Origin of the sequence: Brachybacterium atlanticum (assembly GCF_025669985.1) — a bacterium.
GTDB lineage: Bacteria > Actinomycetota > Actinomycetes > Actinomycetales > Dermabacteraceae > Brachybacterium > Brachybacterium conglomeratum.
On the sequence record NZ_JAKJJW010000009.1, the window covers coordinates 106,644 to 122,001 of the forward strand.

Sequence of the window (15,358 nt, forward strand, 5' to 3'; positions counted from 1 at the left end):
AGCGAGGATGGGCGAGAATGACGAAATGAGCACGGAGCGCGCGACGGAGACCGACGAGCAGATCGTCGACGCCTTCGCCGCCCATCTCGACCTCGAACGAGGCAGGTCCGAGCACACCGTCCGGGCCTACCGTCGCGAGGCCGCGGCGCTGCTGGCGCATCTGCGGGAGGTCGAGCGGATCGCCCCGGCCGACCTCGACGTGACCGCGCTGCGCTCCTGGCTCGGAGCTCGCGCGGAGACCGGGGCCGGAGCGAGCACCCTCGCCCGCTCCGCCGCGGCCGCGCGGACCTTCACCACCTGGCTCGCCGCTACCGGCAGGATCCCGCACGACGTCGGCGGCCGGCTCCGCGCACCCCGCCGCGGCCGGCACCTGCCCACCGTCCTCACTGACGAGCAGGCCGGCGCGCTCCTCGACGGGATCGTCACCGAGCCCGCTCCGAGGAGGAGCGACGTCCCGGCACCGGGCGCCGACGCGGACTCCGAGGACGCCGCCCCGGCACGAGGCGACACCCCGACGCCGGGCAGCACCTCGAAGCAGGGCGGCGCTACGATGCCGGCCAGCGCCGCGACGCAGGGCGGCACGGCGACGAGGGACGGCGCCGTGACGCGTGACGGGACAGCGACGGAGGGCGACACAGCAGGGGAGGGCACCTCCGCAGGCGGAGCGCCCGCCGAGGAGCCGTCCGAGGTCGATCCCGTCCAGCGCGCGGTGCAGCTGCGCGACGCCGCCGTGCTCGAGCTGCTCTACTCCTCCGGCCTGCGCGTCTCCGAGCTCGTGGCCCTCGACCTGGGCGGGATCGACATGGCCCAGGGCACCGTCCGCGTGCGCGGCAAGGGCGACAAGGAGCGGATCGTCCCCGTCGGCGTCCCCGCCCTGGAGGCGCTGCGCCGCTGGGAGACGGAGGGCAGGCCGGTGCTCGCCGGAGCGACCGCCGCCGGTCGAGGCAGGGCACAGGCCCCGGGGAACGGTCGGGCCGGGACCTCCGCGGCGCGCCGAGCGAAGGCGCCGGGGCGGGCGCTCTTCCTCGGGGTGCGGGGCGGGAGGCTCGGGGACCGCGCCGTGCGCACCCTCGTGGACCGCTACGCGGCCCGCGCCGGGATCGCCCGCCACGTCACCCCGCACACCCTGCGGCACAGCGCGGCCACCCACCTCGTCGAGGGCGGCGCGGACCTCCGCAGCGTCCAGGACTTCCTCGGGCACTCCTCGCTCGCCACCACGCAGATCTACACCCATGTCAGCGCAGAACGCCTGCGCAGCACCGTCGAGCAGGCGCATCCGCGCGCCTGATCCTCGGCAGACGCGCCGCGCCGCGCCCGCGCCCGCGCCCGTCGCGCCGGGCTCGCCACCATCGCCGACGGTCCTGGGCACTGGAGCCCCAGCGGCCCCCCGCGGTCCCGACGGTCCCGGGCCCTGCAGCCCCGGCGGCTCCGGGCAGGTCAGGCCAGGGCGACCGCCCGCGCGCCGTGACGTGCGACCTGCGCCCCGACCGGGGCGAAGATCCGGGGCGCGACGCTCGTCCCTGCCGCAGGCCCTGCCTCTGCTCCTGATCCCGACCCCGCCGCCGTCCCCGCAGGCCCTGCCCCGACGTCGCGGGAAGCCCCCGGCCCGACCGCTCCCGCGCCGCCCCCGGAGGCGCCGTCCGCCCAGGGCAGCAGGACGCTCGGTCCGCGCCCGCCGAGCAGCAGCAGCGGATCGACGTACAGCTCGCCCCGTCGAGCGCCCAGATGCAGACAGTCCCGACCCTCGCAGTGGGAGGCGGGCGAGGTGCCCTCGAGGGTGCCGAGCACCTGACCGGCCCCGATCGGGTCCCCGGCGCTCACCGCCCCGTTGACCGGCTCGTAGGTCGAGATCAGCCCGTCGGCATGCACCACCGAGACGACGCCGCGCCCGGCGACCGACCCGTTGAACCGCACGGTCCCGCCCTCGACCGCCCGGACCTCCCCACCGCCCGGGACCGCGATGTCGATCCCGCGATGACCCGGGCCGTAGGGCGTCGCCGGCGCGTCGAAGGGCGCGATCACCTCGTGCGGCGGCGGCACCGGCCACTGCCAGCGCGGACCGTCAGCCCGCGCCGCGGCGGACGGCATCACGGCCAGCGGCAGGAGCAGCACCAGCAGCGCGAGCACCCGCGCCGCCTGGGAGGCGGGCGGGGAAGAGGGCGGAGGCGCCGACGAGGGGATCATGTCGGCATCGTCCGCGCCCCGCCGCGGTTCGGCGAGCCCCGCCCGGCGGCGGTGGACCCGCAGGGTCTGTGGAGGAGAGATCGCGCGAGGGCCCGGCGAGGACTCGCCGGGACGGAGGCGACCCGCGGGGCCCGGCGAGGACTCGCCGGGACGCGGGTGACGCAGGACGCGCGCGAGGAGACGGCGGCGTCCGATAGACTCCACTCAGCATCCGGTCCGTCCGGATGACTTCGCGTGCCCACCAGGGCTCGTCGGCCATCGGTCCTTCCCGTCCCCGCCCCGTGCGGAGGCAGGTGCAGGGCGGCCGACACCCGGGCACCAGGCCCCGCACCGATCGGTGGCGGGGGAACAACCGAGAAAGCAGGTCCTGCGCGATGACCGCGGACGCCTTCGGGCGCGCCGTGCGAGCCCAGGACCGGAGAACAGAGGACACCATCATGGCAGTCGTCACCATGCGCCAGCTCCTGGAGAGCGGCGTCCACTTCGGTCACCAGACCCGTCGTTGGAACCCGAAGGTCCGTCGCTTCATCTTCACCGAGCGCAACGGCATCTACATCGTCGACCTCATGCAGACCCTGTCGTACATCGACAAGGCCTACGACTTCGTCAAGCAGACCGTCGCCCACGGCGGCACCATCCTGTTCGTCGGCACCAAGAAGCAGGCGCAGGAGTCCGTGCAGGAGCAGGCCACCCGCGTGGGCATGCCCTACGTGAACCAGCGCTGGCTGGGCGGCATGCTCACCAACCTGCAGACCGTCTCCGCGCGCGTGAACCGCCTCAAGGAGCTCGAGCAGATCGACTTCGACGATGTGGCCTCCTCCGGCCGCACCAAGAAGGAGCTGCTGATGATGCGCCGCGAGAAGGACAAGCTCGAGAAGACCCTCGGCGGCATCCGCGACATGGGCAAGGCCCCCTCCGCCCTCTGGGTCGTGGACACGAACAAGGAGCACCTCGCCGTCGACGAGGCGCAGAAGCTCAACATCCCCGTCGTCGCGATCCTGGACACCAACTGCGATCCCGACGAGATCACCTACCCGATCCCGGGCAACGACGACGCGATCCGCTCCGTCACGCTGCTGACCCGCGTGGTCGCCGACGCGGTCGCCGCCGGCCTCCAGGAGCGTCACGCCAAGTCCACCGGCGGCGAGAAGAACGTCTCCGCCGTGGACGCCGAGCCGCTGGCCGAGTGGGAGCAGGAGCTGCTCAAGCAGTCCGAGGTCCAGTCCCAGGACGCTCCCGCCGAGGAGTCCGTCGCCGCCGCCGAGGAGAAGCCCGCCGAGGAGGCCCCCGCCGCGGAGTCCTCCGAGGAGACCGCCGAGGAGACCTCCACCGAGGCCCCCGCCGCCGAGTGATCCGCGGGCCCGGGACCGACACGTCGGTCCCGGGCCCCTCCACGGGGAGGCCGAGCGCCTCCCGCCACCTCCCGAAGCAGCTCCCACAAGGAAGAGGAACATGGCCAACTACACGGCAGCAGACATCAAGGAGATCCGCGAGGCCACCGGCGCGGGCATGCTCGACGTCAAGAAGGCGCTCGACGAGGCGGACGGCGACAAGGCCAAGGCCGTCGAGGTCATCCGCGTCAAGGGCCTCAAGGGCATCGCCAAGCGCGAGGGCCGCACCGCCTCCGAGGGCCTCATCGCCTTCGACATCCGCGACAGCGCCGAGGGCCGCACCGGCACCCTCGTCGAGCTCAACTCCGAGACCGACTTCGTCGCCAAGAACGACAAGTTCGTGGCGCTCGGCGACGAGGCCGTGGCCGCCGCCGTCGAGTCCGGCGCCACCGAGCCCGAGCAGCTCGCCGAGACCCCCTTCGGCGAGGCGCTGACCAATGCCGGCGCGTCCATGGGCGAGAAGATCCTGGTGCGCCGCATCGGCCGCGTCTCCGGCGAGGCCGTCACCGAGTACATGCACCGCACCAACAAGGACCTGCCCCCGCAGGTCGGCGTGCTGGTCGCGACCGACGCGGCCGGCGCCGAGGTCGCGCGCGACGTGGCGATGCACATCGCCGCGTTCACCCCCGCGTACCTGAGCCGCGACGAGGTCCCCGCCGAGCTCGTCGAGAACGAGCGCCGCATCGCGCAGGAGACCGCCGAGAACGAGGGCAAGCCCGAGAAGGCGATCCCCAAGATCGTCGAGGGCCGCCTGAACGGGTTCTACAAGGAGAACGTCCTGCTCGACCAGGCCTTCGCGAAGGACCCGAAGAAGTCCGTCGGCCAGGTCGTCGAGGAGGCCGGCGGCACCGTCACCGGCTTCGTCCGCTTCCGCGTCGGCAACTGACGCCACCGGGCCGGGCCGGGCGCGCTGCGCGCCCTCCCCGCCCGCCGGCCACGTGAGCGTGGCCACCGCCCCGCGGCCCCCCCCCCGAGGGGCGGGGCCGCGCCGGTATCATCGCCGAGGACCCCGCGCGGAAGGACCCCTCCCATGACCCAGACGTTCACGTCCCCCATCCCTGTTCTGCCCAAGCGACAGGACGGGCGACGCGTCCTCCTGAAGCTCTCGGGCGAGGCCTTCGGCGGAGGCGCCGTGGGCGTCGACCCCGATGTGGTCTCCCGCATCGCGGCGGAGATCGCCGAGGGCGTGGCCCAGGGCGTCCAGTGCGCGATCGTCGTCGGCGGCGGCAACTTCTTCCGCGGCGCCGAGCTGTCCCAGCGCGGCATGGACCGCCGTCGCGCGGACTACATGGGCATGCTCGGCACGGTCATGAACTGCCTGGCCCTGCAGGACTTCCTCGAGCAGCGCGGGGTCTCCACCCGGGTCCAGACCGCGATCGAGATGGGCCAGGTCGCCGAGCCGTACATCCCGCTGCGCGCGGTGCGCCACCTGGAGAAGGGGCGCGTGGTCATCTTCGGCGCCGGCGCCGGCATGCCCTACTTCTCCACCGACACCGTCGCCGTCCAGCGCGCGCTCGAGATCGGCTGCGAGGAGGTCCTGATGGCGAAGAACGGCGTCGACGGCGTCTACGACGCCGACCCCCGCACCAACCCCGACGCCACGAAGCTCGAGCACGTCACCTACGGCGACGCGCTCCAGCGCGGCCTCAAGGTCGTGGACTCCACCGCCTTCAGCCTCTGCATGGACAACGCCCAGCAGATGATGGTCTTCGGCCTCGACACCCCGGGGAACATCACCCGGGCGATGCGCGGCGACCGGATCGGCACCGTCGTCACCAAGTGACACCGGCCCGCAGGTCGCGGCGCCCGGACGCCGCGACGTGCGGGACAATGGACCCGAACACCCTTCGACAACCGAGGAGCACCCCGTGAGCGACGACACCGCGAGCATCCTGAAGGACGCCCAGTCCAAGATGACCAAGACCGTCGAGGTGACCAAGGACGAGTTCACCGCGATCCGCACCGGCCGGGCGAGCGCCGCGATGTTCCAGGGGATCACGGTCGAGTACTACGGCGCGCCGACCCCGCTGAACCAGCTGGCCTCGCTGCAGTTCCCCGAGGCCCGCACCGTCATCGTCACCCCCTACGACAAGACGGCGATGTCCGCGACCGAGACCGCCCTGCGCGAGTCCGATCTCGGCGTGAACCCCACCAACAACGGCGACACCCTGCGCGTGGTGCTGCCGGCGCTGACCGAGGAGCGCCGCCGCGACTACATCAAGCTCGCCCGCACCAAGGCCGAGGACGGCCGCATCGCGATCCGCGGCTCCCGCGGCAATGCGAAGAAGGCCATCGAGAAGCTGGTGAAGGACGGGGAGATCGGCGAGGACGACGGCGCACGCGCCGAGAAGGACCTCGAGGCCCTGACCAAGAAGTTCATCGAGCAGGTCGACGAGGCGCTCGCCCTCAAGGAGACCGAGCTCGAGACCGTCTGAGCCGCGGAGCCACCGCCCCGCCGTGCAGACCGTGAGCGCTCCGCGATGAGCACCTCCGCGCCGGACCCCGCCGCAGCGACCGCCTCGACCTCCGTCGAGGCGGTCGCTGTCGCGCCGGAAGGCGAGCATGCCAAGCGGCGCGGCCCCGGCAGGAACCTCCCCGCCGCGATCGGCGTCGGCCTCGCGCTCGTGGCGGTGCTGGCGCTGTCCGTGCTGGTGGTGCCGCAGGCGTTCCCGGTCGTCGCCGCCATCGCGATGGTCGCCGCGGTGCTCGAGCTCACCCGGGCGCTCGCCCACGGAGGGCTCGAGGTCCCGGCCGTGCCGCTGCTGGTCGGCGTGATCGGGATGGTCGTCTCGACGGTCGTGTTCGGGGCGGAGGGGCTGATGCTCTCCACCGCCGCCGCGGTCTGCGTGCTGATCCTGTGGCGGGTCAGCGAGTCGATGGGCCTGGCCGCCCTGCGCGACGTCGCCGGGGGAGTGTTCGCCCTGGCCTGGGTGCCCTTCCTCGGCTGCTTCCTGCTCCTGCTGATGCAGCGGGACCAGGGAGCCATGCTGGTGCTGCTCGCCGTGCTCGGCCCCGTCGGCAACGACGTCGGCGGCTACATCGCCGGGGTGCTCTTCGGCCGCCACCCGATGGCGCCCGGCATCAGCCCGAAGAAGAGCTGGGAGGGCTTCGCGGGCTCGCTCGTGCTCGGCACCGCGATGGTCACCCTGATCGCGGTGCTCGCGCTCGAGCTGCCCTGGTGGGTGGGAGTCGCGATCGGTGCGGTGCTGGTCGTGATCTCCACCTGCGGGGACCTCGCCGAGTCGCTGCTGAAGCGGGACCTCGGGATCAAGGACATGGGGCACCTGCTGCCCGGCCACGGGGGCGTGCTGGACCGGGTGGACTCGATCCTCCTTGCCGCCCCCACCACCTACGTCATGCTGGAGGTACTGCTGCCATGAACGAGACCCCGCCTCGCACCCCTGCCGCAGGGACGAGCAACCCCGACCTCTCCCGCGAGGCCGTCCCCGGGCAGAAGGTCGCCCTCGCCCCCGGCCAGCTGCAGCTGCGTCCCACCCGTCGTGGGAAGCCGCCGGCGCACCTGGCCGACCTCACGCTCGAGGAGCGGATCGAGGCGGTGAAGGAGATGGGCCTGCCCGGCTTCCGCGCCAAGCAGCTCTCGGTGCACTACTTCGAGCACTTCACCACGGATCCCGAGGACCTCACCGACATCCCCAAGGACCTCCGCCAGCAGCTCGTGGACCGCTTCTTCCCGCCGCTGCTGAGCGTCGTCTCGCGCCAGAGCGCGGACCACGGCGCCACGCAGAAGTTCCTGTGGAAGCTGTTCGACGGCCCGATGGTCGAGTCCGTGCTGATGCGCTACAGCGACCGGGTCACCCTGTGCATCTCCTCGGAGGCGGGCTGCGGCATGAACTGCCCCTTCTGCGCGACCGGGCAGATGGGCCTGACCCGCAACCTCTCCACCGCCGAGATCCTCGAGCAGGTGCGCATCGCGAACCGGATGCTCGCGAGCGGCGAGCTGCCCGGCGGCCCCGGCCGCGTCTCGAACATCGTGTTCATGGGCATGGGGGAGCCGCTGGCGAACTACCGCCCCGTCGCGACCACCTGCAAGCGGCTGAACGCCCCGGCCCCGGAGGGGTTCGGGATGGGCGCCCGCCACATCACCGTCTCCACCGTCGGCCTCGCACCGGCGGTCCGCAAGCTCACCGCGGAGAAGATCCCGGTCACCCTCGCGGTCTCGCTGCACGCCCCGGACGATGCGCTGCGTGACGAGCTGGTGCCGATCAACACCCGCTTCGACGTCGACGAGATCCTCGATGCGGCCTGGGAGTACTTCGAGACCACCGGCCGACGGGTCTCCATCGAGTACGCGCTGATCCGGGACATCAACGACCAGGCCCACCGCGCCCAGCTGCTCGCCGACAGGCTGATCGCCAAGGGCGGGGCGCACTGGATCCACGTCAACCCCATCCCGCTGAACCCCGTCAAGGGCTCGAAGTGGACCGCCTCGGATCCCCTGGTCGAGAAGCGCTTCGTGGAGATCCTGCGGGACAACGGCATCTCCGCCACGATCCGCGACACCCGCGGCTCCGACATCGACGGCGCCTGCGGCCAGCTCGCCGCCGAGGTGATCGAGTCCGACGCCCACCGCGAGGACCGCGAGGCGCGCGTCGCCCGGGTCGAGGCGGTCGCCTCGGCCGTCGCCGACTGACGCTGCGGCCCGGCCCCGTCCGGGACCGCAGAGCCCAGCACGCCTCCCCGAATCGCCCCTCCCGCGCCGCTACAGTGGGACACCGACAGCACCGAGGAAGGACCACCAGGTGAGCACATCGTTCGAGCGTGTCTCGCGCTTCAGCGTCGGATACGACATGCGCGAGGTCGACGAGTTCCTCTCCCGCGCCCGCAAGGCCTACGAGGGCCGCGACCCGTCCTTCGACGGCTCCGACATCACCGCGGCGAGCTTCGGCACCGAGCGCGGCGGCTACGACATGCGCGTGGTCGACGAGGCACTGGACCGCCTCTCCGACGCGTTCGCGCTGCAGGCCCGCGACGACGCCATCGCCGCCCAGGGCGAGGAGGCATGGGTCGCCCAGCTCACCGAGCGTGCCGAGACGCTCAAGGAGCGGCTCGAGCGCCCCGCGGGCGACCGCTTCGCCCCGGCCGCGCAGGGCGAGCCCGCCTACGACAAGGGCGACGTCGACGCCCTGTGCGACCAGCTCGTCGCCTACTTCACCGACGGCCACCCGATGAGCGTGGACGACGTGCGCCGCGCCGCCTTCGGCCGCCGCCGCGGCCCCGAGGGCTACCGCGAGGCCGTGGTCGACGTGTACCTCGACCATGTCGCGGACGTGATGGCCTCCGTGCCGTGACCGGCGCCGCCCCCCGGCGCCTGGTCCTGCTGGGATCCACCGGCTCCATCGGCACGCAGGCGCTCGACGTCCTCGCCCGCTACGGGGACGTCGCGACCCTCCACGGCCTCGCCGTCGGCGGCACCCGGCCCGGCCTCGTCGCCGAGCAGGTGCTCGCGCACCGCCCCGCCGAGCTCGTCGTCTCCGACCCCGCCCGGGCCGTCGCGGTGCGCGAGGCCGTCGAGGCGGCCTGCTCCGCCGCCGGCCTCCCCGCGCCGCGGATCAGCGCGGGCGCCGAGGCGGTCGTCGAGCTCGCCGGGTCCCTCGGCGCGCAGGACGTGGTCCTCAACGCGATCACCGGCTCCGTCGGCCTGCTGCCCACCCTCGCCGCGCTCCGCTCCGGGGCCCGTCTCGCGCTGGCGAACAAGGAGTCCCTCGTCGTCGGCGGAGACCTGGTCACCGGCGCCGCCGCGCCCGGGCAGATCCTCCCCGTCGACTCCGAGCACACCGCGATCGCGCAGGCCCTGGCCGGGGTGCGCCACGACCAGATCGACCACCTCGTGGTCACCGCCTCCGGGGGGCCCTTCCGCGGCCGCACCCGCGCCGAGCTCGACGGCGTCACCCCCGAGCAGGCGCTCGCCCACCCCACCTGGTCGATGGGCCGGGTCATCACCACGAACTCCGCGACCCTGGTGAACAAGGCGCTCGAGGTGATCGAGGCCTGCTTCCAGTTCGACCTGCCGGAGGAGCGCGTGCAGGTGGTCGTCCACCCCCAGTCGATCGTCCACTCGATGGTCACGCTCGTCGACGGCTCCACCATCGCCCAGGCGAGCCCGCCGGACATGCGCCACGCGATCGGCTGGGCCCTCGCCCATCCCGAGAAGCTCCCCGGCCTCGCCGCCCCGCTGGACTTCTCCGCCGCGCAGTCCTGGACCTTCGAGCCCGTGGACGAGGACACCTTCGACGCGATCGCGCTGGCCCGCGCCGCGCACCGCCAGGGCGGGGGAGCGATGGCCGTGTACAACGCCGTGAACGAGGAGGCGGTCGACGCCTTCTTCGACGGGCGCCTCGACTTCCTCGGCATCACCGGGCTGATCCGGGCGGTGCTCGAGCTCCCGACGCGGCCGCGCGCGGAGCGCGCCGACGGCGTCGATGCCCTCCTCGAGCTCGAGTCCTGGGCGCGCGCCGCCGCGGCCGAGCTCCTCGCGGCCCGGGCGCGCTGAGCGTGCTGCTGTTCGCGCTCGGCGTCCTCGTCATCGCGGCGGGGCTCGCGCTCTCGATCGCGCTGCACGAGATCGGGCACCTGGTCCCCGCGAAGCTGTTCGGGGTCCGTGTCACCCAGTACATGATCGGCTTCGGGCCGACGGTCCTCTCCCGCACCCGCGGCGAGACCGAGTACGGGCTGAAGGCCATCCCGCTGGGCGGCTACATCCGGATGATCGGCATGTACCCGCCGCACAAGGGTGAGCCCGAGGGCACGATTCGCGAGGACTCCACCGGCCTGCTCCAGCAGATGACGGAGATGTCCGAGGACGCGAAGGCGTACGAGTCCGCCCAGTACGGGCCCGAGGACGCCCACCGCACCTTCGTGGCGCTGTCGGTGCCGAAGAAGCTCGTGGTCATGCTCGGCGGGCCCACCATGAACCTGCTCATCTCCGTGCTGCTGATGGTGGTGCTGGTCAGCGGGATCGGCCTGCCCTCGGTGACGCCGACGGTGCAGAGCGTCTCCGAGTGCGTGGTCCCGGCCGACGCGCCGGTGGACGTCTCCTGCGAGGGACAGCCCCCGGCCCCCGCGCTCGAGGCCGGGATCCGTCCCGGCGACGTGCTGCGCGAGATCGACGGCGCCCCGATCACGCGCTGGGAGGACGTCACCGAGGCCGTCCGCGCCGCGGACGACCGCACGATCGAGGTCGTCGTCGAGCGTGACGGGCGGGAGATCCCGCTCGAGGCGACCCTCGTGATCGACGCCCGCCCCGTCCTGGACGAGGACGGCGCCGCGGTGCGCGACGCCGACGGGAGGTTGGTCACCGAGGAGGTCGGGTTCCTCGGCGTGGCCGGCACCCCCGACCTCGTCCCGCAGTCCCCGGCCGAGGTGCCTGCGATGGCGTGGGACGCCTTCGTGCGCACCGGACAGATCGTGGTGACCCTCCCGGTGCGGCTGTACGAGGTGGCGCAGGCCGCCTTCGGCAGCGCCGATCGCGACCCGGACGGACCGCTCGGCGTCGTCGGCGTCTCCCGCCTGGCCGGCGAGGTCGCCTCCGCCGACGAGCCCGGCTTCGAGCTGCGCGAGAAGGTCGGGACGATGATCTCGATGCTCGCCTCGCTGAACATGGCGCTGTTCGTGTTCAACCTCGTCCCGCTGCTGCCGCTGGACGGCGGGCACGTCGCCGGGGCGCTGCTCGAGGGGATCCGACGCCGGATCGCTCGGCTGCGGGGACGCCCGGATCCCGGCCCCGTGGACATGTCGCGGATGCTCCCGCTGACCAATGCGGTCGCGCTCGTGTTCATCGTGATGACGCTGCTGCTGCTCTACGCCGACATCGTCAAGCCGATCACGCTGTTCCCCTGACCGCCGCGCGCCCGGTCCTCCGGGGCCGGCCCGACAGGCGCCGGTCCGACGCGCGCCGGCTCGATCGACGGCGGCTCGTCCGCGGCGCGCACCGGACATTGCGGGGCTGTGCCCCGGGCCACGTCGTGCGTGCAGGAGCGGTGGAGGTGTCGCACCTCGCCTCGCCGGAGCCCGTCGGCGGTCCATAATGGAGGGGTGACTTCCGTGAGCCTCGGCATCCCCTCCGTCAAGACGCCCCCGCCGGTCCTCGCCCCCCGGCGGACGACCCGCAAGGTGAAGCTGGGCGACCTGTACGTCGGCGGCGACGCGCCGATCACCGTGCAGTCGATGACCACCACTCCGACGCACGACATCAACGCGACCCTCCAGCAGATCGCGGAGCTGACCGCTGCCGGCTGCGACATCGTGCGCGTGGCCTGCCCGCGCCAGGAGGACGCCGACGCGCTCGTCGCGATCGCCGCGAAGTCCCCGATCCCGGTGATCGCCGACATCCACTTCCAGCCCAAGTACGTCTTCGCCGCGATCGAGGCGGGCTGCGCGGGCGTCCGCGTCAACCCCGGCAACATCCGCCGCTTCGACGACCAGGTGAAGGACATCGCCAAGGCCGCGAAGGACCACGGCACCGCGCTGCGCATCGGCGTGAACGCCGGCTCGATCGACAAGCGCATGATGACCGGCGACCGCGTCACCCCCGAGGCGCTCGTCGCCTCCGCGAAGTGGGAGGCGTCCCTCTTCGAGGAGCACGACTTCCACGACTTCGGCATCTCGGTCAAGCACAACGACCCCGTGATCATGGTCGAGGCCTACCGCCAGCTCGCCGCCGAGGGCGACTGGCCGCTGCACCTCGGCGTCACCGAGGCGGGCCCCGCCTTCCAGGGCACCATCAAGTCCTCGGTCGCCTTCGGCATCCTGCTCGGCGAGGGCATCGGCGACACCATCCGCGTCTCCCTCTCCGCCCCGCCGGTGGAGGAGGTCAAGGTCGGCAACCAGATCCTGCAGTCGCTGAACCTCAAGCCGCGGAAGCTCGACATCGTCTCCTGCCCCTCCTGCGGCCGCGCCCAGGTCGACGTCTACACCCTCGCCGACAAGGTCACCGAGGGGCTCAAGCACCTCGAGGTTCCGCTGCGCGTCGCTGTCATGGGCTGCGTCGTCAACGGCCCCGGCGAGGCGCGCGAGGCCGATCTCGGCGTCGCCTCCGGCAACGGCAAGGGCCAGATCTTCGTCAAGGGCGAGGTCATCAAGACCGTCCAGGAGGAGGACATCGTGGAGACCCTCCTCGCCGAGGCGAACCGCATCGCCGCCGAGATGGGCGAGGACGTCCCCGCCGGCGGCGCCCCCTCCGTCTCCGTGGGCTGAGACCGTGTTCCGGCGGGGCGGGCGCCTGCGCGCAGTGCGCCCCGGCACGGTGGACGCGGCGCTGGAACTCGCCCTGCGGGACCCGGTCACCAACGCGCTCGGCGGGGCCCGGCTGCGGGAGACCGCCCGCTCCGCCTCCCTCGCTCAGGAGTTCTCCCTGGTGGGCGATGACCGCCTGCCCGAGGGCGTCCTCTGGCACGGGGTGAACCTCTCGCCGCTGTCCTCGACCCCGCGTGCCCTCGACGAGTTCGGGGCGCACCTGGCGGGCAGGCCTCGCCGGGCCAGCTCGGTGGTGGGGGAGCGGGCCGCGATCGAACGACTGTGGGAGACCCTCGGCCGCTCCTGGGACCGGGAGGTGCGCGAGCACCGCTGGAGCCAGCCGCTGCTGCTCGCGGACCCGCCGGCGCTGATGCCCTCGCTGCCCGGCGCCGGACTGCGGGCCGCCGAGCCGCAGGACGCGGCGGCCGTGTTCCCGGCCGCGGTGGCGATGTTCCGCGAGGAGGTCGGGATCGATCCGCTGCTCGGCGACGGCGGCCGCTCCTACCGCCACCGGGTCGGGGAGCTGATCCGGCAGCGCCGCACCTATGCGGTGGTCGAGGAGGGCGAGGTGCTGTTCAAGGCCGATGTCGGCGCGCTCTTCGGCCCCGTCGCCCAGATCCACGGCGTGTGGGTGCGCCCGGACCGTCGCGGCCACGGGCTGGGCCGCACCGCGATGGCCGAGCTCGTCGCCCAGGTGCGCCGCGACCACGCCCCGCAGGTCTCCCTCTACGTCAACGACTTCAACGAGCCGGCCCGGCGCGCCTACGCCGCCTCCGGCTTCCGCCAGGTCGGAGAGCTCACCACGCTGCTCTTCTGAGCGCGCCGCGCTGTGCGACCCGTCGGCTCAGGCGGGACGGTGAGCGGTGAGCACGTACTGCAGCGCGAGCCGGTCCGGGTCCTCCCGCAGCCGGTAGCGGTCGCCGTCGCGCACCATGAGCTCGGGCCACGGGCACCAGGCCGCGAACGGGACCTCCTCGAAGGAGTCCAGCACCAGCCCGGCCTGCAGCAGCGCGGTGAGGATCTCCCCGATCGAGTGGTTCCACTCGTGGCTGACGGTGTGGGTCACGCGGGGCGTGCCCTCGGGGACCGGCACATAGCTGCCCACCTGGTCCCAGGTCATCGGCTGCTCCCGCTGGAAGTAGGGCTGCTCGATCTTCAGCCCGTCGGAGACGTCGTCACCCACCGCCATGAACATCGGGTGGTCGTCGCGGATCAGGAAGCGGCCGCCCGGGCGTCGGCGTTGTCGGTGCCGTTGCGGTGGGGCGTGCCGGTGGTGTCCATGCCGGGCACGCTAGGGCTCGCCCGGGCCGGGGTGCCAGCGAGCTATCGCGCCGCCCCGGTGCGCGGCGCGGAGCGCGAGCGAGTCGGTGCGCTGCTCAGGCGGCGAGCGCGTCGAGGGCCAGCAGCGTGTTCGCGGCGGTCCAGGCCAGCGGCGCGACCTGGGCCGGGCGGCCGTCGTGCAGCACCTTCTCGGGCAGGGAGCCCTGCTCGGTGCGGTGCGCGGCGAGCCAGGAGAGGACCTCGCGGGCGGCCCGGTGCTCCCTGGCCCGGGCGAGGCCCAGGCCCAGCAGGCTGGTCGACGGGGTCCAGCTGATCCCGTCCTGCTTCCAGGCCGCGCCGGGCGCGATGCCGCCGGCAGGCCGGGACAGCTCGCCCCGCAGCGCCCTCAGGCGTGCCGGATCGATCATGCCGTGCAGGCCCGTCGCGTCGAACAGGGCGAGTGCGGAGTCGGCGCCGCCGCCGTCGCGATAGCGCTGCCAGCCGCCGCGCCCGAAGGTCCCCTCGAGCAGGTGCGCGAAGACCTGCGCGGACTCCTCCGCGCCGGCGGTGCCGGTGAGCTCCGCCCCGGCGCGCAGCCCGGCGAGGGTCGCTCCCGCGCCCCACAGGGTCGCGGCGCCCTCGCGCACCTCCCAGTAGTCGGGGGAGGCGGGCGGCAGCGCGGTCCCGCCCGAGGTGGCGTGGTGCAGCGCCGCGAGCGAAGTCGTCACCAGCGGTGCGAGCCGGTCGGCGACGGCCCCGCCTCCGGCGCCCGCAGCGGCGACCGCCTCGGCGCTCGCCCACAGGAGCAGCCCCGTCCCGTCGAACTGCGGGGCGCGGCGATCGGGGGCGCGGTCGGTGCCGGGCACGTAGCGCGCCTCGAACCAGCCGTCGGCCTGCTGGAGGTCCTGGAGGTGGGCGAGCACGTCGGCGGCGCGATCGGCCGCGCCGATCCGGGCCAGGGCGACGGCGCAGAACGCCGCATCGCGCGGCCACACGTACCGCCAGTTCGCGGTCCAGCCGGCGACGGGGGCGGGCAGGCCGTCGTCGAGCACCCAGAGGTCCGCGAGCGCGGTGTCCGCGAGGTCGACGAGCAGGTCGGCGTCCCCGGCGGCGCTGCTCGTCCCCGCGGCGGAGACCTCGGCCCCGGCGGCGGAATCGCCGACCCCCGAGGGGGCGTCGCCGCCCTCCGCCAGTCGTGCGCGCAGCCGTTCGCGCCAGGCCGCGGCCCGTGCGGCGAACTCCGCGGCGCGGTCCCGGGCGGGGGAGTGCTC

At 73.5% G+C, this 15,358-nt stretch carries 15 protein-coding genes; 12 read left to right on the forward strand and 3 right to left on the reverse strand.

Features of this window, described 5'->3' with window-relative positions:
* Positions 1-25 precede the first annotated feature (25 nt).
* Positions 26-1,288 carry a tyrosine recombinase XerC gene (locus L3K22_RS06560; protein ID WP_263310666.1) on the forward strand — a complete coding sequence of 421 codons (1,263 nt, stop codon included), beginning with the start codon at positions 26-28 and terminating at the stop codon, positions 1,286-1,288.
* A 149-nt stretch (positions 1,289-1,437) separates the two neighbouring features.
* On the opposite strand, the gene L3K22_RS06565 is transcribed toward L3K22_RS06560, so the two are convergent.
* Positions 1,438-2,184, reverse strand: coding sequence for a murein hydrolase activator EnvC family protein (locus tag L3K22_RS06565; RefSeq protein WP_263310667.1), 747 nt, complete (start codon positions 2,182-2,184; stop codon positions 1,438-1,440).
* 437 nt (positions 2,185-2,621) lie between these two features.
* On the opposite strand from L3K22_RS06565, the gene rpsB reads away from it, so the two are divergent.
* The 11 genes from rpsB to L3K22_RS06620 all read left to right on the forward strand — a co-directional run bounded on the left by rpsB (position 2,622) and on the right by L3K22_RS06620 (position 13,644).
* On the forward strand, positions 2,622-3,536 hold the full coding sequence (gene rpsB, locus L3K22_RS06570; RefSeq protein WP_263310668.1) for a 30S ribosomal protein S2: 915 nt from the start codon (positions 2,622-2,624) through the stop codon (positions 3,534-3,536).
* A 100-nt stretch (positions 3,537-3,636) separates the two neighbouring features.
* The gene (gene tsf / locus L3K22_RS06575) at positions 3,637-4,461 is read left to right on the forward strand and encodes a translation elongation factor Ts (RefSeq protein ID WP_010551357.1); all 825 of its coding nucleotides are present in this window, start codon (positions 3,637-3,639) and stop codon (positions 4,459-4,461) included.
* A 144-nt stretch (positions 4,462-4,605) separates the two neighbouring features.
* The gene (pyrH, locus tag L3K22_RS06580; RefSeq protein WP_062949160.1) at positions 4,606-5,358 is read left to right on the forward strand and encodes a UMP kinase; all 753 of its coding nucleotides are present in this window, start codon (positions 4,606-4,608) and stop codon (positions 5,356-5,358) included.
* Between the two features lie 85 nt (positions 5,359-5,443).
* Positions 5,444-6,010 (forward strand): ribosome recycling factor, encoded by a 567-nt coding sequence (gene frr / locus L3K22_RS06585; protein WP_263310669.1) that lies wholly within the window; start codon positions 5,444-5,446, stop codon positions 6,008-6,010.
* 45 nt (positions 6,011-6,055) lie between these two features.
* Positions 6,056-6,955 carry a phosphatidate cytidylyltransferase gene (locus L3K22_RS06590; protein WP_263310670.1) on the forward strand — a complete coding sequence of 300 codons (900 nt, stop codon included), beginning with the start codon at positions 6,056-6,058 and terminating at the stop codon, positions 6,953-6,955.
* Positions 6,952-8,226, forward strand: coding sequence for a dual-specificity RNA methyltransferase RlmN (rlmN, locus tag L3K22_RS06595; protein ID WP_010551361.1), 1,275 nt, complete (start codon positions 6,952-6,954; stop codon positions 8,224-8,226). The genes L3K22_RS06590 and rlmN overlap by 4 nt, the downstream gene beginning before the upstream one ends.
* A gap of 109 nt (positions 8,227-8,335) precedes the next feature.
* Entirely contained in the window at positions 8,336-8,884 is a 549-nt protein-coding gene (locus L3K22_RS06600) for a DivIVA domain-containing protein (RefSeq protein ID WP_010551362.1), read from the forward strand.
* A complete protein-coding gene (dxr, locus tag L3K22_RS06605) occupies positions 8,881-10,086 on the forward strand; it encodes a 1-deoxy-D-xylulose-5-phosphate reductoisomerase (RefSeq protein ID WP_263310671.1) in 1,206 nt (401 codons plus the stop codon). Before L3K22_RS06600 ends, dxr begins: the two co-directional genes overlap by 4 nt.
* Positions 10,087-10,088: 2 nt before the next feature.
* Positions 10,089-11,432: a M50 family metallopeptidase gene (locus tag L3K22_RS06610; RefSeq protein ID WP_263310672.1), complete on the forward strand. Its 1,344-nt coding sequence runs from the start codon at positions 10,089-10,091 to the stop codon at positions 11,430-11,432.
* Positions 11,433-11,627: 195 nt separating this feature from the next.
* Positions 11,628-12,788 (forward strand): flavodoxin-dependent (E)-4-hydroxy-3-methylbut-2-enyl-diphosphate synthase, encoded by a 1,161-nt coding sequence (ispG, locus tag L3K22_RS06615; RefSeq protein ID WP_010551365.1) that lies wholly within the window; start codon positions 11,628-11,630, stop codon positions 12,786-12,788.
* A gap of 34 nt (positions 12,789-12,822) precedes the next feature.
* On the forward strand, positions 12,823-13,644 hold the full coding sequence (locus tag L3K22_RS06620) for a GNAT family N-acetyltransferase (RefSeq protein ID WP_263310673.1): 822 nt from the start codon (positions 12,823-12,825) through the stop codon (positions 13,642-13,644).
* A gap of 27 nt (positions 13,645-13,671) precedes the next feature.
* Here the strand turns inward: L3K22_RS06620 and L3K22_RS06625 are convergent, their stop codons facing one another.
* Together L3K22_RS06625 and L3K22_RS06630 are read right to left on the reverse strand one after the other, a co-directional pair.
* Positions 13,672-14,016, reverse strand: coding sequence for a hypothetical protein (locus L3K22_RS06625; protein WP_263310674.1), 345 nt, complete (start codon positions 14,014-14,016; stop codon positions 13,672-13,674).
* A gap of 187 nt (positions 14,017-14,203) precedes the next feature.
* The coding region (locus L3K22_RS06630) for a hypothetical protein (protein WP_263310675.1) at positions 14,204-15,358 on the reverse strand (1,155 nt) is incomplete at its 5' end.